This window comes from Sphingobacterium litopenaei (genome assembly GCF_014692495.1).
Taxonomy (GTDB): Bacteria; Bacteroidota; Bacteroidia; order Sphingobacteriales; family Sphingobacteriaceae; genus Sphingobacterium; species Sphingobacterium litopenaei.
Map to the genome: position 1 here is coordinate 59,694 of NZ_JACOIJ010000012.1, position 18,841 is coordinate 78,534.

At 35.1% G+C, this 18,841-nt stretch carries 20 protein-coding genes; 9 read left to right on the top strand and 11 right to left on the bottom strand.

Going from position 1 to position 18,841, the window contains the following annotated elements; translation table 11 throughout:
• Positions 1 to 92 precede the first annotated feature (92 nt).
• The 3 genes from H8B04_RS08215 to fumC form a co-directional block, all read right to left on the bottom strand.
• Entirely contained in the window at positions 93 to 1,043 is a 951-nt protein-coding gene (locus H8B04_RS08215) for a hypothetical protein (RefSeq protein ID WP_165290573.1), read from the bottom strand.
• A gap of 59 nt (positions 1,044 to 1,102) precedes the next feature.
• Positions 1,103 to 1,576: a fumarate hydratase gene (locus H8B04_RS08220; protein ID WP_223815331.1), complete on the bottom strand. Its 474-nt coding sequence runs from the start codon at positions 1,574 to 1,576 to the stop codon at positions 1,103 to 1,105.
• A 65-nt stretch (positions 1,577 to 1,641) separates the two neighbouring features.
• On the bottom strand, positions 1,642 to 3,039 hold the full coding sequence (fumC, locus tag H8B04_RS08225; RefSeq protein WP_190302039.1) for a class II fumarate hydratase: 1,398 nt from the start codon (positions 3,037 to 3,039) through the stop codon (positions 1,642 to 1,644).
• A gap of 138 nt (positions 3,040 to 3,177) precedes the next feature.
• Here fumC and H8B04_RS08230 point away from each other — a divergent pair, with 138 nt between their 5' ends.
• Positions 3,178 to 3,669 carry a hypothetical protein gene (locus H8B04_RS08230; protein WP_165290575.1) on the top strand — a complete coding sequence of 164 codons (492 nt, stop codon included), beginning with the start codon at positions 3,178 to 3,180 and terminating at the stop codon, positions 3,667 to 3,669.
• On the opposite strand, the gene H8B04_RS08235 is transcribed toward H8B04_RS08230, so the two are convergent.
• Positions 3,670 to 4,239: a hypothetical protein gene (locus H8B04_RS08235; RefSeq protein WP_190302040.1), complete on the bottom strand. Its 570-nt coding sequence runs from the start codon at positions 4,237 to 4,239 to the stop codon at positions 3,670 to 3,672.
• A 136-nt stretch (positions 4,240 to 4,375) separates the two neighbouring features.
• Between H8B04_RS08235 and H8B04_RS08240 the strand changes: the two genes are divergently transcribed.
• Positions 4,376 to 5,992, top strand: coding sequence for a S41 family peptidase (locus H8B04_RS08240; protein WP_190302041.1), 1,617 nt, complete (start codon positions 4,376 to 4,378; stop codon positions 5,990 to 5,992).
• Here H8B04_RS08240 and H8B04_RS08245 read toward each other — a convergent pair.
• The 5 genes from H8B04_RS08245 to H8B04_RS08265 all read right to left on the bottom strand — a co-directional run bounded on the left by H8B04_RS08245 (position 5,989) and on the right by H8B04_RS08265 (position 11,164).
• The gene (locus H8B04_RS08245) at positions 5,989 to 7,104 is read right to left on the bottom strand and encodes an endonuclease/exonuclease/phosphatase family protein (protein ID WP_165290578.1); all 1,116 of its coding nucleotides are present in this window, start codon (positions 7,102 to 7,104) and stop codon (positions 5,989 to 5,991) included. The genes H8B04_RS08240 and H8B04_RS08245 overlap by 4 nt on opposite strands.
• Positions 7,104 to 7,667 carry a DUF6576 domain-containing protein gene (locus H8B04_RS08250; RefSeq protein WP_190302042.1) on the bottom strand — a complete coding sequence of 188 codons (564 nt, stop codon included), beginning with the start codon at positions 7,665 to 7,667 and terminating at the stop codon, positions 7,104 to 7,106. The genes H8B04_RS08245 and H8B04_RS08250 overlap by 1 nt, the downstream gene beginning before the upstream one ends.
• A gap of 307 nt (positions 7,668 to 7,974) precedes the next feature.
• Complete coding sequence (locus H8B04_RS08255) at positions 7,975 to 8,688, bottom strand: rhomboid family intramembrane serine protease (protein WP_190302043.1); 714 nt, start codon at positions 8,686 to 8,688, stop codon at positions 7,975 to 7,977.
• 14 nt (positions 8,689 to 8,702) lie between these two features.
• Positions 8,703 to 10,583: a DNA mismatch repair endonuclease MutL gene (gene mutL, locus H8B04_RS08260; protein WP_190302044.1), complete on the bottom strand. Its 1,881-nt coding sequence runs from the start codon at positions 10,581 to 10,583 to the stop codon at positions 8,703 to 8,705.
• 110 nt (positions 10,584 to 10,693) lie between these two features.
• Positions 10,694 to 11,164 carry an Lrp/AsnC ligand binding domain-containing protein gene (locus H8B04_RS08265; protein ID WP_165290581.1) on the bottom strand — a complete coding sequence of 157 codons (471 nt, stop codon included), beginning with the start codon at positions 11,162 to 11,164 and terminating at the stop codon, positions 10,694 to 10,696.
• A gap of 311 nt (positions 11,165 to 11,475) precedes the next feature.
• Between H8B04_RS08265 and H8B04_RS08270 the strand changes: the two genes are divergently transcribed.
• Positions 11,476 to 12,519: a hypothetical protein gene (locus H8B04_RS08270; RefSeq protein ID WP_165290582.1), complete on the top strand. Its 1,044-nt coding sequence runs from the start codon at positions 11,476 to 11,478 to the stop codon at positions 12,517 to 12,519.
• Here the strand turns inward: H8B04_RS08270 and ruvC are convergent.
• Complete coding sequence (gene ruvC, locus H8B04_RS08275; protein WP_190302045.1) at positions 12,516 to 13,079, bottom strand: crossover junction endodeoxyribonuclease RuvC; 564 nt, start codon at positions 13,077 to 13,079, stop codon at positions 12,516 to 12,518. The genes H8B04_RS08270 and ruvC overlap by 4 nt on opposite strands.
• An 89-nt stretch (positions 13,080 to 13,168) precedes the next feature.
• Here ruvC and H8B04_RS08280 point away from each other — a divergent pair, with 89 nt between their 5' ends.
• Together H8B04_RS08280 and H8B04_RS08285 are read left to right on the top strand one after the other, a co-directional pair.
• Positions 13,169 to 14,146 carry a lysylphosphatidylglycerol synthase domain-containing protein gene (locus H8B04_RS08280; RefSeq protein ID WP_223815332.1) on the top strand — a complete coding sequence of 326 codons (978 nt, stop codon included), beginning with the start codon at positions 13,169 to 13,171 and terminating at the stop codon, positions 14,144 to 14,146.
• A complete protein-coding gene (locus H8B04_RS08285; protein WP_317170649.1) occupies positions 14,130 to 15,260 on the top strand; it encodes a glycosyltransferase family 2 protein in 1,131 nt (376 codons plus the stop codon). The genes H8B04_RS08280 and H8B04_RS08285 overlap by 17 nt, the downstream gene beginning before the upstream one ends.
• On the opposite strand, the gene H8B04_RS08290 is transcribed toward H8B04_RS08285, so the two are convergent.
• Positions 15,257 to 15,994: a lysophospholipid acyltransferase family protein gene (locus H8B04_RS08290; protein ID WP_190302046.1), complete on the bottom strand. Its 738-nt coding sequence runs from the start codon at positions 15,992 to 15,994 to the stop codon at positions 15,257 to 15,259. The genes H8B04_RS08285 and H8B04_RS08290 overlap by 4 nt on opposite strands.
• Before the next feature lie 160 nt (positions 15,995 to 16,154).
• On the opposite strand from H8B04_RS08290, the gene H8B04_RS08295 reads away from it, so the two are divergent.
• From H8B04_RS08295 to H8B04_RS08310, 4 genes are read left to right on the top strand one after another with little or no spacing between them, the layout of a single operon-like run.
• Positions 16,155 to 16,427, top strand: a complete 273-nt coding sequence (locus tag H8B04_RS08295; RefSeq protein WP_190302047.1) for a DUF2089 family protein — start codon at positions 16,155 to 16,157, stop codon at positions 16,425 to 16,427.
• The gene (locus tag H8B04_RS08300) at positions 16,417 to 16,878 is read left to right on the top strand and encodes a hypothetical protein (RefSeq protein WP_190302048.1); all 462 of its coding nucleotides are present in this window, start codon (positions 16,417 to 16,419) and stop codon (positions 16,876 to 16,878) included. The genes H8B04_RS08295 and H8B04_RS08300 overlap by 11 nt, the downstream gene beginning before the upstream one ends.
• A gap of 6 nt (positions 16,879 to 16,884) precedes the next feature.
• The gene (locus H8B04_RS08305) at positions 16,885 to 17,466 is read left to right on the top strand and encodes a hypothetical protein (RefSeq protein WP_190302049.1); all 582 of its coding nucleotides are present in this window, start codon (positions 16,885 to 16,887) and stop codon (positions 17,464 to 17,466) included.
• A 2-nt stretch (positions 17,467 to 17,468) separates the two neighbouring features.
• Positions 17,469 to 18,830, top strand: coding sequence for an alpha/beta hydrolase family protein (locus H8B04_RS08310; protein ID WP_190302050.1), 1,362 nt, complete (start codon positions 17,469 to 17,471; stop codon positions 18,828 to 18,830).
• The last annotated feature ends 11 nt before the right edge of the window (positions 18,831 to 18,841 follow it).

An 18,841-nucleotide genomic window follows, 5' to 3' on the forward strand; every position in this document is an offset into this window, starting at 1 on the left:
TACAAAGTTCTTTTCGCTTGTTTTTTGGATATCTCCCTTCGGTCGATATGACGTTGTTAGGTTTTGTCATTCTTATGATAAGAGAAATCTAATTATTCCTCCACCAAAGAGATTTCATAAATATCAATTCTCTTGAAACTTTCGCCTTTTCCGTCTACAGTAACCTCTCTGTAAAGTTCGATATAAGTAGCAACTCCGTACAATGAATTGTATTGATAGGTATTATGTAAGTAAATGTCCATATTAAAACCTTTTAATTCATTTTCATCAATAGGTTTTTCTTTATTTTCATATTTCTTGAAAAAATCAAATACTTTTTCCATAAAATCGCCTTCTATTGTTTTTTCTTCAATTAAAGAGAAGTAATTATTCTCTTCATCGTATTCATCACAGTATAATACACCATTCAGGGCAATAGGAGTATTCAGTAAAGGAGCTACCATCTCTTCTTCAAATGGAATAGTGTCTTGAATATTGAAAGATCCACCTAAGGCAAAATGCAATGCTTGCACATCTTGGGCGTATGCAGAAATAAGTGTGGTAGGATCGATGGAACCTATAAACTCCTTTATAAATTCTAATGTTTTTTCATCATTCGTTTCTGCGCTTAGAATATTTAATAATGCTTCGAAGTCAGCCGAAATTTTTTCAGAAAGTATCACCTCATTGATAATGCGCTTAAATATTCCTAATTCATCCGTCTCATAATCGAATTGAATGGTGGATAACTCTATAAGCTTTTGTTGTATACTTTCTTCTAAGTTACTCAACTGAGGTGTCGCAAATACATCTAAAGTTCGATAATAGCTGATAATATAGTTTGAATCTGTAGAGTCTTTTACAGTAATTTTAAAATTGAAGGAATTTTCAGTAGTTTTTGCATCTTTAGTACTACTAGAATCAATTGAGGTTTTTAAGACTGAATAATTTAAAGTTTCTCCTTTTGGAATATAAGATATTAGATTGACGATTTTTGTACTATCGGTTTGTGCGTAACAAAAATTGAATAGTATTGTCGCAATAAGGAATAAGAGTCTTTTCATATTGGGTTAAAAATTTAAACTAAAAATGCCAATATTATTTGGCATTTTTAATTTAAATTTTACATTTCCCAACGTTTTTTAGGTACGCAGGTAATATCTTGTGTTTTGCGGAGTGTAATAGGTTTGGAATCAAATTTATTCTGTAGAACAATGGTATCTGCTGAAACAGAAATTATCTTAAATCGAGGCAAATATTGTCCTTGCTTATAGCAGCCAGAACCTTTTTGTTTCCAATTCGCTTTGGTATAAATACCTTCAACAATAAGGCTGTCTCCACGTTGTACATAAACACCTTTACCGTATTCTTTCCAATTCCCATTTTTATAGCATGAATCAGGAATCGTTTTGGTTTTAGCGTGGACATTCATTACTGCATAAATTGAATCACATCGGAATGTGAATTCGTGTAAAGTATAAGATAAAAGTTGATCTTGATTGTCAACACTATCTTGCACCCACACACCTTGCAATTCTTTCACGCCTTCAGTTTGCATATCCGATTGGCGCTGGCAAGATATTGTCAATAAAAACATACCTATCAGGATAGATAGGTATGTATTATAAAAATGATATGTTTTCGAAGTTTTAATCACTAAACTTATTTTAAACTTCCAACCATATCTTCTGGTTTCACCCATTCGTCGAACTGTTCAGCAGTCACATAACCTAATGCAATAGCTGTTTCTTTCAACGTAGAGTTGTTTTTATGAGCTGTTTGCGCGATTTCAGCAGCTTTGTAGTAACCAATTTTAGTGTTCAATGCTGTTACCAACATCAAAGAGTTATCTACTAATTCTTTGATACGCGCGTAATTTGGTTCGATACCAGAAGCACAGTGCTCTTCGAAAGATACACATGCATCACCGATTAAGCGTGCAGATTGTAAAAAGTTCGCAGCCATTACAGGTTTGAATACATTCAATTCGTAGTGACCTTGTGTACCACCAATAGTGATAGCGACATCATTACCCATTACTTGTGCAGCAACCATTGTCAATGCTTCACATTGTGTAGGGTTAACTTTACCAGGCATGATAGAAGAACCTGGTTCGTTTTCAGGAATTAAGATTTCGCCGATACCTGAACGTGGGCCTGAAGCTAACATACGGATGTCGTTAGCAATTTTGTTCAATGATACAGCCAATTGTTTCAATGCACCGTGTGTTTCCACGATAGCATCGTGAGAAGCTAAAGCTTCGAATTTATTTGGAGCAGTTACAAATGGAAGACCAGTAAATTCTGCAATATATTTAGCTACAGTAACATCGTAACCTTTTGGAGTGTTCAAACCTGTACCTACAGCAGTACCACCCAATGCAACTTCTGATAAATGTGCTAATGTATTTTTAACGGCTTTGATACCGTAATTCAATTGTGCTACATAACCTGATAATTCTTGACCTAAAGTCAATGGAGTTGCGTCCATTAAGTGCGTACGACCGATTTTTACAACGTTCATAAATTCTTGTGATTTACGTTGTAAAGTATCACGTAATTTTTCCACACCTGGAATAGTTACTTCAACTACAGCTTTGTAAGCAGCGATGTGCATGCCAGTAGGAAATGTATCGTTAGAAGATTGCGATTTATTTACATCGTCATTCGCTTTCAATACAGGTTCACCTTCGCCGATTTTACCACCAGCCAATACTTGCGCACGGTTAGCGATTACTTCGTTTACGTTCATGTTTGATTGCGTACCCGAACCTGTTTGCCAGATTACTAATGGGAATTCGCTATCCAATTTACCCGCTAAGATTTCGTCACAAACTGCAGCGATAGCATCACGTTTTTCGATAGGTAATACTCCTAATTCGTGGTTAGCATAAGCAGCAGCTTTTTTCAAATAAGCAAAACCTTCAATGATTTCTTTTGGCATGGAGCCTGAAGGTCCGATTTTAAAGTTATTACGTGAACGTTCAGTTTGTGCACCCCAGTATTTGTCTGCAGGTACTTGAACTTCACCCATTGTATCTTTTTCTATTCTGAATGACATGATAGTAAAGTTTTGTTTTTATGTGTGACAAAGTTACTGAATTATATATAGAATAGGAACTTTGATTATAGGAGCAAATGTCTGTTTTATTTCAAAAATTGTATATTTAAATGTTATATAAATCAAGAACTTTTTGCCATGAAAAGATTATTTAGCCCTTTTGTCCTATTTTCTCTACTTACTGTTATAAATTTTAATCTTTCCTGTGTTGGAGATAATACTTCGTCAGAAGAAGTGCAAGATTCCATTGCAGACACCCCTGAATCGAAAGATAGAATTTCCAATTCTATTCTTTGGACCTATGATGCATTAGGTGATTCGATGGTTCAAAAGGAAGCTCCAGCCTCTCTGTCTCTAAAAGGAGTGTTAGATACGTTAAATACCCGTTATTCTACGGCTAATCTTCAGTTACAAAAGCACTCTGGTGATACTCTTTTTGTGAAAATAGCAGATGTATCTTACTTACAGCAGCTAGGTTCTAGTGGTAATTATGGATTTATGGCTGAGATTGTTTACTCCTTGACAGAAATTCCTGATGTAAACTATGTCTATCTAGATTTTCAAGAAGTAGATCATGCTACACCAGGACTTTATTCGCGTAAAGATTTCGATAATAAAATATCACAATAATTACAGGCCTAATCTTTTTTGTAAATGCTCTTCGATGTAATGAAACAATTGGCGTGGCTTTAGCGTTCGCCAAGGAATTTCATTCAGAAAACCTCCTAGATTGATGTAATAATCAATGTTTTGAGATTGAAACTCTTCGAGTACGTGTTCGCGGAAATGTAAACCTGCTATCCATCCATCCTCAATATCTTGGAACCATTCTTCGTAGTAAGAGTCGTCAGAGCTATGAAAATTCAATACATTTTCGCCAATTAGAATGTATTTGGTAATGCCTTCTCCAATCATCATGTCTATAATCTCTCTTTTGAGCAGCATAATGTCATTATAGATGGCATCATTCCATTCGCCTATCAGCTCAATTACAGCAAAACCTTTGTCATAATCCACAAATATTATTTTGAGGTATAATGTCTGTGAACCAAATTCGTCCCACTGTGGATGTAAGAGGTAATTATATACTTGTTTGTCAAATTCAAACTCATTATATACAGTACCGTAGAATGGCGACTTTTCATCATCCGCTGCAATATAGTCATGTCTCCAATTGTAAAAAGGCTCTATCTCGTGCATTATTTTTAATCTTATTCAAATATTAGTATTTATTTATTGATAATAAAGAATTTGGAATACAATTTGTTTTAATAAATATTGAAATATCCATACAATAAATTGAATTAACTCTTATTTTTGCACACGCGCACATTTCATGCAAAAAGGTACTGGAAGGAATCTGTTTGTAGCTGCGACATATGCTGCTACTCTTATTTTGGGTCTTATTCTGGGGCAAAATTACGTTGCACAGCAGAATAATAATCCGGGCGTATCCCTTGTACCCATTGGATTCTCCGACAATTCGTATAAAATACAACAAGTTCTTGATTTGCTAGCTAATTCTTATGTGGATAGCATAAATTTGGATTCTTTGCAAAATGGAGCTATCAATCATATTATTTCACACTTAGATCCCTATTCTTCTTATTTAGTTCCTAATGAAACCAAAAATCAAAATGAAGTGTTAGAAGGAACCTTTGAAGGAATAGGATTGGATTTTTTCAATTTAAATGACACGTTGCTTGTAGTAGGCTTGGTAAGCAATGGCCCTGCTGAAAAATCAGGTGTGAAAGTGGGAGATCGTATCATACGTATTGATACAACGTATGTATCCGGCAGAAATATAGGACAAAAAGTTGTAGATCGCTTGATGCGTGGAAAGAAAGGGTCTATTGTTAATTTGTACGTCAATAGAAACAATTCGTTGATGAATCAATTGATCAAAGTAAAACGTGATCAAATCAATGTTAGTTCTATAGATGCTTCTTATATTTTAGAACCTCAGGTTGGGTATATCAAGATTCGGAGGTTCGGATTGAAAACAGCCGATGAATTCAAAACCGCAATAACGGAATTGAAGAAGCAGGGGGCTACCAATTTGATTTTAGATTTAAGAGACAATGGAGGTGGATATTTTCACATTGCAATAAAGGTGGCGAGTGAATTTTTTGCGAATAAAAATTTATTGGTGTACACCCAAGGTGCGCATGAAACGAAACGAGAATATTTTTCGGAAGGAAACGGAAGCTTTGCAAATGGCAAACTGGTTGTTCTTATCAATGAGTCTTCAGCGTCGGCCTCGGAAATTGTGGCTGGTGCTTTGCAAGATTGGGATAGAGCGACTATTGTAGGCCGCAGATCGTATGGCAAGGGAATTGTACAAGAACAATTTGATTTCTTAGATGGTTCACGCATCAATTTAAGTATATCGCGTTATTATACTCCTTTGGGACGGTCGATTCAACGTAAATATACCGCTAACTGGTCAAATATGGTGGATTATGTATCCATGTATCGCGGTTTGTGGGCCTTGGATACTACCTACAATAGTAATGAGATTTTCAAAACATTGGCAGGTCGTGAATTATTTAGTGGCGGTGGTATTAAACCTGATGTCACGATTAATATAGATTCTAATGCTACCAGCTTATTGTATCAAGAAATTATTAAGTCGAGTTATATCGAACAATTCGTTTACGAGCGATTTACTAAAAAATTACCAGCTTATTCTATAGAAAATTTCCTGCAGGGCTATAGACTTCCATCAGAAGAGTATAATACTTTTATTCAATATTTAAAACAACGCGGTGTGGCTATTAGCGACCGTAAAAAACAAGATTTGTTAAAACTTATTCAATCGGATATTGAGGCAATAGTTGGGCGGTATTATTTTGGTAGAGAAGCGTATTTCAAAGTGAAAAATAGATACGACAATTATGTAGATATTGGACTTCAATTTCTACGGCCAATTCCTGCTCGAACGGCTTCTTAGTAGATTAAATCAGCCCAAATTGGGTAATGGTCTGACAATCTTTCTTTCAGAATACCGTAGTCGTCGATTTTGATTCTTTTGTCACTCATGATGTAGTCTATTTGGAAAATAGGAAGTATTCCAAAATAGGTAACGCCCCAACCAAATCCCTTCTCTGCAAAAGCATTATTCATATTTTTACTCAATAGGTTAACACTATAGGACATAGGTGTATCATTGAAATCCCCCATTACTACATACGGATAAGGACATTTTGAAATATGTTTAACAAGTGTTCTGGCTTGATTACTTCGACTCGTAAACGCTCTTTTTAGTTTACGACCCAGTTTTTTTGTTTGCTCTTCATCTTTAACCTGTTCTGAAGGAGATTTTTGGATGAAATCTTTGTCTTCTTCTTGCAAGGCAAAGGAGCGTAAATGGACATTGTAAATACGAAGTGTATCCGTCTCGCGCTTTACATCCGCAAAAATGATACGGTTGACACCAAAACTATTTTCTTCAATAGTGCCGTAGTGAATTATAGGATATTTAGAAAAGATGGCCTGACCATAGCCTTCATAATCATTCTTTTCAAAGGGTTCAAAATAAAAATCTTCAAACTCGCCTTCTTCCTGAAGAGCTTTGGTAAATTGTTTGGAACCGCGTATACGGCTGTAAAATTCTTGAAAACAAACCACATCGGGATTTATAGTGCGAATAAACTCTACTGTTTCATCTCTAAACTTATTTTTCTTATTATCATATTGTTGAAAGAGATGTACGTTAAAGCTCATGACACGAATTGTTGTATCCGTCTTTACTAAGATTTTGTCGTTTTTATTTTTAAAATTAATATGGTTATTCAAGAAGGACCATCCGATCAGAATGGCGCTTAAACTAAGCAAGGCATTTCTTTTCTTGCGTAATAACCAATAAATGATAAAGCCACCATTGATAAGCAGAATAGGAGCATAAGCCAATCCAAAAAATGCTATAATCCAAAAATCACGCGGATCAATAAAAGAAGCACAGTAGCTCAATAGCAAAGCCAATACAGCCAAAATATTGGCCATAAAAACAGTTTTGCTAAAGTAACCTAGTTTTTTCTTGCGTAAAAACGATGGGTTTGCCATTAATCTTCTTTTTTACTTGCCCTAAAAAGCATTTCTTTTTCTCTAGAGGTCAAACTCTCGTAGCCTTTGAGCGAAATTTTATCTAATATTTGGTCAATTTGCTGTTGATCCGGATATTCCTTTTCCGTGGTTTTTGATGTATATGTATAGCTTCTTTTTACAACCTTTAATTTGTTATTTTTCTTTTTTAAAATTATACTCCAATCCTTGCCTTGTTGCAATTGTTTAGTAAATATAATCCCTAGACCTATTACCAAAATATAACTGATTGCCGCTGGTTTATTGGTCACCATAAGGAATGCAAATTGAAGTCCTAAATAAATGCTAACAATCCATTTAAGTTTGATATTGCCAAGCAATAAAAGACGCACTTCTGAATTTGGCACTAGTACCACCAGGCCTCCCATTACAGCTGCTAAACCAAAAGCACTTGTACTCCAATCTGTATTTTCATTTTGGAAAAAAGGAATTAAGTTTACTACTAAAAATAATACTGCGCCTACACTTATTCCTCCTAAAAAAACAGTATTAAATTGTCGGGTATTTAGGAAGTTTAAAAACAAATTTCCGATCCAATACAGCCACAGACAATCAAACAAGAGATTCCATAAACCTGTATAAATAAAAGGATGAGTCAGAATTGACCAGGGTTGGGTAATAAAGAGCTGTATATTACCCGGAAGAATGACTTTTTGAGTTAATAGGCGGTATAAGTCGACCGAAGTCGTCTCCGAAAAAGTCAATAAGTCGAATATATGGATGAGAATGAATAAAACAACTTGTCCAGTAATCACATAAGGAATTATGGAAGTAGTCTTATAAGTGTCTCTAATAAACGATTTTAGGACATTCTCTTTCATATTTATTCTATTAATAATAACCCTTTTTATATCCCCACATTTTAATCATCAAATAGCCAAATAATGCCCCACCAACGTGTGCTAAGTGTGCAATAGAAGAACCAGAATTATTAAAACCTAGATAAATTTCTATTAAAATATAACCGCCCACAAAGTATTTTGCTTTGATTGGAACAGGGATAAACATAAAATATAACGGCATATTCGGATAGAAATATGCAAATGCTAATAACAAACCGAATATTGCTCCTGAAGCTCCAACCATAGGCGTGCCATAAATAGAGCCTAAGGTAGATAATTGATCCCCTGTAAAAGGCAAGTTTGATGATATTGTATTGGCAGCTAAATTCAAATTAATTACTTTAGCTGCGAATGGAGAACCAAAAATTTGATAAACTTCAATAGCCTGAACACCATATTGAAGAACTAGCGCGCCTAATGCAGTAATAATATAATAATTTAAAAACCGTTTAGAACCAAACATACGTTCGATTATAGGACCAAACATTACTAGGGCAAACATGTTGAAAAAAAGGTGAGAAAATCCACCATGCATAAACATATAGGTAATAGGCTGCCACACTTCAAAAAACGGTGAGTCTGGATAGTATACACCTAATAATCGATCTGCTGCAGGAAATATAATGGTCCCAACAAAACATATGATATTTAATATCAATATGTTTTTTACAACGGGTGAGAGATTGCTTAATATATTATTCATCAAATGTTCTAAAATTAAATTTTGTCAAATTTCTCCATTAATTCTGTCAAAGTCAGCGTGATAATGGTTGGTTTTCCATGAACGGAGATATTAGGACTTTCGCAAGCAAATAGTTTATCAATCAATTCGGCAATAGCTTCATTATCTAAAGCTGTACCTGCTTTGATAGCTGAACTTTTCGCAAGTGATTTGGCAAGATTATCTCTTTTATTTACTTTTAGTTCAGTGCGATTGTGTTTATAATCTTCCAAAAGCTGCTCAATAATCTGCTTTTCGTTGATGTTATTTCCTAAATCTGCAGGAATTCCATCTACAATATAAGTAGTTTTTCCGAAAGGTCTTAATTGAAAGCCTAAAGTTTGCAATTCAGGAAGAATATCGTTCATCAATTCGAAATCCGCAGGTGACAAATCAATAGTAGTAGGGAACAAACTTTGTTGACTGCTACCCTGATTATTTTCCAATTGTTCTTTATAATGTTCGAACAAAATTCTTTCATGCGCCGCCTGTTGATCTATCAACATAATTCCAGAATGAATTTGCGAAACAATATATCTATTGTGTATTTGGAAGAAGCTTTTTTTATTTTCTGCCTTTGGAATTACTACTTCAGCTGCTTCTGGACTTTCTTCTTCCGTATCAATTAATGGCAATTGTACGGGCGATTCATTCTCAGTAATTTGATACAATGTATCCCAATTTTTTGGAATAGCTTCACGTTCAAATCTTGAACTGTAATCATTCGATCGCGAATTGCTTGAAGGGCGTAAAGTGCCAATTTCATTCTCAAAAGGATTGAAATTGGGATTGAAAGTAATAGTAGGTGCCTGAATTTCTTCTAGAGGCTTTGATGAGATCATTCCACTAAAACTAGTTTCTTGATCAAAATCCAAAGAAGGTGTAATATTATAACGTCCTAAAGACCTTTTTACTGCCGAACGAATAATCGCATAGATTGCTTTATCATCCTCGTACTTGATCTCCGTCTTAGTGGGATGTACATTGATGTCGATTTTTGAAGGATCAATATCAATAAATAATACATACATCGGGAATGTCTCTGCAGGAAGAATTTCCTCATAAGCATTCATCACCGCATGATTCAAATACGGATCGCGAATAAAACGTTTGTTCACAAAGAAAAACTGTTCTCCGCGCGTTTTCTTCGCATATTCTGGTTTGCCAATAAAACCCTTTAAATCGATAATGGTTGTTTCTTCTTCAACAGGCACAAGTTTTTGGTTATAATTATTCCCAAAAAGATGAACAATACGTTGTTTTAGTGTTCCAGGAGTTAAGTGAAACAATTCATTGTTTTCACTATGTAAGCTGAAGAATATCTCAGGATGTGCTAACGCAATACGTTGGAATTCCTCAATAATATGGCGCATCTCCACAGAATTACTTTTCAGAAAATTTCTGCGCGCCGGGATATTATAAAAAAGGTTTTTTATGGAAATATTAGTTCCAGCAGGAAGAGCTTCGGGAAATTGATTTACAACTTTCGAACCTTCGATTTGCACTACAGTTCCTAATTCGTCTTCTACACGACGTGTTTTAAGCTCTACTTGTGCAATGGCCGCGATAGAAGCCATAGCTTCACCACGAAATCCCATTGATCGGATAGCAAATAAATCTTCAGCTTTGCGAATTTTGCTAGTAGCGTGACGTTCAAAACAAAGTCTAGCATCAGTTACACTCATGCCACAGCCGTTATCAATGACTTGAATAAGTGTTTTTCCAGCTTCTTTGACAATAAGTTTTATACGGTCCGCACCTGCGTCAATAGCGTTCTCAATCAGTTCTTTGACTGCAGAAGCAGGTCTTTGTACCACTTCTCCAGCTGCAATTTGATTGGCAACCGCATCAGGAAGTAATTGAATAATATCCGACATACGAGGCAAAGTTACAAAAAATAATATGGCTAACGATTGCTGCGGGATAGATTATATGGCAAAAAAAAGGCAGCGCAAGCTGCCTTTTCTAAATATTTAAGAATCAATTACTATAGGGTAATTTGACGTTTGATACTTTCTTCTAAAGAGATGATTGTTTCGGTACGTTGTATACCTTTTAAACCTTGAATATCTTCATTCAATACTTTACGCAAATGTGTTGTATCACGGCAGATGATTTTAGCAAACATACTATATTGACCAGTACAATAGTGTAATTCTACGACTTCTTTTATATTTTTAAGTTGTGCTACAGCATCCGAATATTGGGAACCTTTTTCTAGATAGATGCCTAAAAAAGCTGTGATATCAAATCCAACTTTTTGAGGATTAATGATCAAATTGGATCCATGAATAATCCCCAACTCTTCCATTTTCTTCATGCGTACGTGAATTGTTCCCCCCGAGACAATCAACTTTTTCGCAATTTCAGTGTATGGAATTGATGCATCTTCCATAAGAATGGAAAGGATCTGTACATCAAGATTGTCTAAATCGTAATTAGAATAATTTTTTTCCATAAATGTGATTTTTTTCCAACAACCGCAATCTATATCACGATAATTGAGATACTTTTTTATTGAGCTAAAGCTCAGGTTTATAGATTTATAATTAGATAATCCTATGCAAAGAGTTAAATTTTTCTTTCTGCACTATTCCATCTTTTTATAGATCTAATCTCTTTGAATCTTTTGCAAAAATAATAACAAAATTTGATATATTATTTGGTTATTTTGAAGGAATGCAAATTAAAATTAACATATTTTTATAATATGACATTGTTTTTAAATTTGTTAGCTTTAATAATATTATTTAAACAGAGGTAGACGAAATGGAAATTGAAGATGTAGTAATTTCTCGAAAAAAACCAATATATCCAGTAGGGCAAGGATTGGCTAAGTATTTGAAAATGTATCAACGGGATGCTAAGTTGCCTATATCTTATTTTGATTTACTGAATTTTCAGGAAACTGTTCCTGTCATGGATAAATTTGGAAATGATACTTTTTGGGAAACACCGTTATATCCCCCTTATATTCAAGACCAATTATATGATGGATTGAAAATTATCTATGCGAAATTAAAGGCCTCAGGAAATACACGTATTGTGCAGCACAAAATTATTGATCGTATTGAATATTGTGCTTTTGGCAATACACGTCCTTTTCGAATTCGAATTATCAATAGGTTGAATGATGTATATGATTATTTTTATATCAAACAAGCGGATGCTTCCCGTATTTATGGTTTAGAATTGGAGGAAATATTATCGCCTAATCAAGTAAATTATTTGTATGATTTTGAAACTTTGGTAGAAGAACATATTGTTGGGATTCCAGGAGATGTGTTTAGTAAGACACGAATGGATCATCCTGACTATAACCAAACGCGTATAGCGAAAGAATTCGTAAAATTCAATGAACGATGTACTATTGCTTTATTAGGGGATATGCGATCTTATAATTTCGTGATGCAAATAACTCCAGATTTTGATGATTTTCAATTTCGTATCCGTGCTATTGATTTTGATCAGCAATTTTATGAAGGAAATCCGAAAGTTTATATGCCGCAGTTTTTCAAGGAATGTTTTCCCTATGTTAAGCTGTGCATGGAACATTTGAATGATAAGACGGTGCTGCAATATCAGCAAGAGGAAAGGTCTTCCATCGTTCACCGTGTACGCAGTGAGCGCCATCGCATCAAAGATTTGCGCGATGCTTCTCGTGGGCAGGAATTATCCACACCTGAGAATATTCGTCAATTGAAAGAAGGATATGCGAAAATATATAATAACGATCAATATTATCGCTGTAAGACCATGACAGATATAGTGGAGTTGAATGTGAAAAATGTAATTCGTTCTGTGCAGATTTAGCCGATTCGGTCTTCATTGTCTTTGACAAAGGCTGACCATCCGGAATAACTTTTTGATCCAGCACTAGTGTTTTGCTGAAATGAATGACAGACCGCAACAGCTAGTCCATCGGTAGCATCTAAAAATTCAGGAGTTTCTTTGAATCCAAGAAGCGTTTGAAGCATAGCAGCTACTTGTTCTTTGCTTGCATTACCATTACCAGTTACGGATTGTTTTATCTTCCGAGGAGAATATTCAAAAATAGGAATGTCGCGACTTAGTGCAGCAGCCATAGCTACGCCTTGAGCACGTCCCAATTTGAGCATCACTTGAATGTTTTTGCCGTAAAATGGAGCTTCTAATGCCACACAGTCGGGGTTGTATTCGTCTATGAGTGCTAAGACTTTTTTGAAGATACGTTGCAACTTTAAGCCATGGTCATCCAAGTGTCCCATCTTCACGACTCCTAACGTTTGGAGTGCTACTTTTTTACCCGTTTCCTTCACTACACCGTATCCCAACACCACAGTACCGGGGTCGATGCCTAGAATGAGACGTTCTTTGGCTTTTTGTTTTAACATATAGCAAAAATAAGTAATTGCTTAGGCTTTTTGCCTATTAAGATTGTTTTACATAAAATTATTGTTAAAATTGTGCGACCAAAACTACTATGCTGACAAAAACGCATAAGAAATATCTCGACTATGGAATCAAATTGACAATTGTTGGTTTGGCATTTTGGTTTATTTATTCTAAAGTCAGCAATCAAAAAAATCTACTAGAATTCAAGGATCTCATAAATAGTTTAGATGATAACCTGATCTTCGGAACAGTCGCGATAGTCCTGGTGTTAATGTTTTGCAACTGGTTTTTTGAAATTGTAAAGTGGCAATATATTATTCGTGATGTGCAAAAAATAAGTTTTTGGACAGCTACCAAATCGGTTTTTTGTGGATTGACTTGGGCCATCTTTACTCCTAATCGCATTGGTGAATATGGTGGTAGAATATTGTTATTGAAACCAGACAATAGAGCCAGAGGAGCCGTATTAATGGGGGTGGGGTTATTTGCACAATTGGTGTTGACCAGTGTGTTTGGTGCTTTGGGAATTGCTTGGTTTGTTTCTACATTTTTGGATACTCCTTCCTCGGTACAATTTGGAATTTGGGTGCTGGCTATAATTTATGGTTTAGCTTTTGTTCTTTTGTATTTTAATGTACATTGGATAGATTATTTGGTTGGGAAAGTACGTTTTTTGAAAAGAATACAATCTTTCTTTGATGTATTGCGCGATGTAACGACCAACCAATTGGGGAATGTATTGTTATTGTCTTTAATCCGTTTCATCATTTTTACTTCGCAGTATGTGATTTTGATGGTCGTAATATTACCCGAATTATCTTTGCTACCTATGGTGATGATGATTTTTATCCTGTTCTTTGTGCAATCTGCACTGCCTACGATGGATATTTTTGATTTTAGCGTACGTAGCTTTGTGGCAAGTAATTTATACGGATATATTACTACGCAAGATATTGCTGTAATGGCAATTGTTTCTTTTATATGGTTTGTTAATCTGATTCTTCCGGCAATTATAGGATCAGTATTTGTGTTGAATGTAAATTATTTTGGTGATAACAATTCTTAATTTTGGCATTACAATAGGAGCACTTTTGTATGTGCTTATTCTTGTTTATTTGCGTAAAGGGTGGGGAGCAATTCCTTTATTTTCATCACCACAAACTTCTTCTAAACATGTTTCCATTCTTATTGCTGCGCGTAACGAAGAAGATAATATCGCGCGTACAATTGAGGCTGTTCTTCAGCAAAATTATCCTGCTGCACAGTTGGAATTAATTATTGTAGATGATCATTCCACAGATAAAACGGCTGACATCGTTAGAACTTATGCGGATCGTGGTGTTAAGTTGTTGCAGCTACAGGTGGGAGATAAACTTAATTCGTACAAAAAATACGCAATTACTAAAGCGATAGAAATGGCTTCTGGTGAGATTATTGTAACTACAGATGCGGATTGTCGAATGGGACCAGATTGGATTCGGACGATTATGGCTTATTTTGATAAGCATGATAGTTATTTGGTGTCATCTCCAGTAGCTTATTCTGAAGAAAAATCAAGATTTGAAGAGCTGCAAACATTAGAATTTCTATATCTGATAGGGTTGGGGGCTGCCGGAATTGGAAATGGCAATCCGACGACTTGTAATGGCGCAAACTTGGCCTATCGTAGAGATGTTTTTTTTGAGATGGGTGGTTTCAAAGGAATTGATAATTTGGCTTCTGGTGATGATGAACTTTTCTTACACAAGGTAGCTGAAAAATATGCCGACAAAATAGGTTTTTGTAAATCCCGTGATGCGATTGTGTATACCGATGCCAAACCTGATTTAGCGTCATTTATAAGTCAACGCAAACGTTGGGCTTCAAAAAGTACCAAATACAAGGACAAAAAAGTAATCTTTTTGGGTGTTTGTATTTGGCTGTTCAATTTAGCTCTGATATGTTCGCTTATAGGTTTTGTGGTGTTGTTGCCTAGCCTAAATTGGTGGCTTTTGACAGCCTTTGCATTAAAATTGATTATTGAATTTATATTCTTATTGCCTGTTTTATCATTTGCCAAGCGATTGGAATTATTGAAATACTTACCTTTCTTAACGGTAATACATACTTTCTATATGGTGTATATCGGGATTGCAGGTAATATTGGAAAATATGATTGGAAAGGTAGACAGGTTAATTAATCTTCTACCTTATTTCTAATCGTTTCTTCAGCTAGCTTCACAATTTCTTCTATTGTTAATCCTTCGGTTTGGATAGGATCTAATACTTCCCATTTCAACGGGGTAAATGGTCTTAAAGGAAACATTCCATATTGCACCATTTCATAAGAACCAGTGATCGCAACAGGAACGATTAACGCTGTTGGATTTTTCTTCATTAAAGTCGCAATTCCACCCACATTAAAGGTTTTCATTTTACCGTTACGCGTACGAGTTCCTTCTGGGAAGATAAAAGCAGACCAGTTTTTTTGCTTCATGTTATTTGCCAGTTTCAATATTTCAGCTATAGACTGCTTTGGATCTTTACGGTCAATATTTGCGGCTCCGCCATGTTTCAAGTTAAAAGAAATACTTGGAATACCAGCTGTAGCTAGTTCAACTTTAGAGATGAATTTTCCATGAAAACGACGTAGGAAATAAATCATTGCGGGAATATCATATGTGCTTTGATGATTAGCAACAAAGATAATAGGCGTATTAAGGGGTAGTTTTTTGTTGTCAATGAAAGTGACAGAGTTGAATAAAAGGTAATTGCAGTGTGTTAAAAAGAAGTTGAGAATATCTACACTTTTCTTATGTGCTGAATAGCCTCCTAATTTTAAGGATAACCATTGAATAGGGTGAAATATCAACAAACATACAGCAAATCCTATATAAAATATTGGAGTAAGTATACAACCTAGAATCTTTCTCATTTCCTGTAAAAATAAAATTTAGCAAATATAAGCATAAGCTTTTGAGTGTCGAAAAATGTTTATAGGGTTATTATTTTAGAAGAATTCTTTTAACATTGTTAAGTATTGCTTTAATAATGTTAAAATTTTAATTATTTTTATGTAATTAAATAGTTTGAAAATGAAATTACCAATTCGCTGTCCCAGTTGTGAGGAAAAGTTGAAAGTTTCAAAATTATGGTGTGAGACCTGTGAAACTGAAGTGTTGGGTAAGTATAGTATGCCTTTGTTTATGCAGTTGAGCGGGGAAGAACAAGAGTTTATTTTAGAATTTTTGTTGAGTTCGGGAAGTTTAAAAGAAATGGCAAACAAGATGGGTAAAAGTTATCCCACAGTACGAAATAAGCTGGATGATTTGATAGAAAAATTTAAAAATTTACAAGATGAAAAATAACATATATTCAGAAAAACAGAGCTTTTGGACCTGGTGGTTAGGGGTGTTGTTTGGAGTCTTGTTGTATATGCAGTTTGAGCCCATTTTTTCAGGCGAAAAGAATTGGGATTCTTCTACTTTTATTGCGCTAGGTATTGTGGGAACCGTGTTATTGCTTATGTTGATGGTGCGGTTGCGTACGACGATCGATGATCATGGAATCACGATACGTTTCTTTCCTTTTGTTAGAAAGAAAACTTGGGAATGGGAACAGATAAGTGATGTCTTTGTGACCGAATATTCCATTGCAGATTACGGAGGATGGGGTTATCGCGTAAGTTCAAAAGGGAAGGCTTACAATACCAAAGGTAAATACGGTTTACAGTTAATTTTGAGAAATGGTGCTCGTATAATGGTGGGTACGCAGAATCCAGAAGTTGTTAAACAGGTCATAAAAGATCTTAAAAAATAAGAGCTAATGCATAAGTTTATAAATCCTTTTGAAATCTATTCGGAGAAAAAGCTTTTTTGGCTAGGTGTTGGTTTTGGTTTTATAGCAGCCTTGATTTCGAGTTACTCCAATCTTCTGATTTTTGGTTCGTTGAAGGTTATCAATAATTACCACCAAACCTGGTATATTGCAATTTTTAATTTAACACTTATTTTGGTTTCCAATTCGCTAGTATTATTTGTATTTGGTCGCCTTCGGTACAATAAAACACGATTTATTGACGTGTTTAATGTGGTGTTAATTGCGCATATGGCCATTTATGTCTTACTTTTCTTGACGGCTCTACCTGTTGTTCAAAATGCACTTATCGCTATAGAATTGGAAATATTAGATAAAGGATTTGCTGCTCCAAAACTTTCGAAGTTGCATATGTTCACCATAGGAATTTTTGGGATTCTGACATTGTCACTTATTGTCTATTTCTTTTATCTTTTGATAGTCGGAATGATAATTGCAATGAATAGTAAAAGTAAGGTAGACGTGTTTGTAATTATCGTTTTGGTATCCATTTGGAACACACTTATACAATTTCTTAATCCTTTTATTTAAATATGAAATACATAGGTTTATTGTTGGTTTTGTTGTTTCAATCCTGTATGGGTTTTTCGCAGGAATTAATGGGAAGTTGGTCGGGGAATCTGGATTTTGGCGTCCAAAAATTAACTTTTGTAGTGCATATAGCACATGAAAATGGGCAATGGACAGCCAAGGCGGATAGTCCAGATCAAGGAGCTTTTGGTATTCCTTTTCAAATCCACGTAGAAGGGGATTCTGTCTTCTTAAACAATTCGCAAGGGATAAAATTGAGTTTACTTATTGCAAGTCAAGATAAATTACAAGGTCAATTCTACCAAAGCGGAATGAAAATTCCTGTGATATTAGCGCGTACAGCGAAGGACGTACTGACCAAAAAAGTTCTTCCCTATCAAACACCCAAGCCTCCCTATTCATATGATACAATAGATGTTGTCTTTCCCAATAAATATGCTAACATTCAATTAGCAGGTACGCTTACATTTCCGAAAGAACAAGGTAAATATCCTGCGGTAATTCTATTGACAGGATCTGGACAACAGGATCGTGATGAAACCATGTTTGGACATAAACCTTTCAAAGTATTGGCAGATTATTTAACGCGGAATGGGATAATCGTTTTACGATACGATGATCGCGGAGCAGGAAAAAGTGGGGGATCATTTGAAGCGAGTACGATTGATGATTTCAGTAAAGATGCTATTTCGGCATTGGAATTTTTGAAGAAACAGAAAAATGTTGACATCAATAAAATTGGCATACTTGGGCATAGCGAAGGCGGGTTGGTGGCAAATCTTTTGGCAGGACAAGGCATTCCAAATGTTTCTTTTATAGTGACTTTGGCAGCTCCAACAGTTCCGATTCGAGATTTGATGATTGAGCAATTGTACAGTGTGGGCAAAGCAGAAGGTATGTCCGAATTTCAATTGGCAATGGCTAAAGAAATTAATAAGAAGAATTTTGACGTAGTAAAAAGTGAACTGAATACCGATGAAGCATTTTCACAATTGAAAAAGAATATGAATATCATGGAGGAGTCATCACAGAATGAGGCGATCCGTAAGGAAATGTTGATGATGCTTACACCAGCCTATAGATATTTTGTTCGGATAGATCCAACAGATTTTATTAAGAAAATTTATATACCTGTTTTCGGTGCGTTTGGAACATTAGACGTGCAAGTGCCTTCTACTTTAAATTTGAGGGGATATCATGACCATTTACCGAGGAATTCAAAAACTGTTCTTAAAGAATATGATGGTATGAATCATTTATTTCAGAAGGCTAAAAGTGGAAGAGTTGTAGAATATGGGCAATTAGAGGAAACTATAAATGAGCAGGTTTTAAAAGATATTGCATCCTGGATAAAAGGGCTGTAAAAGAAAAAGAA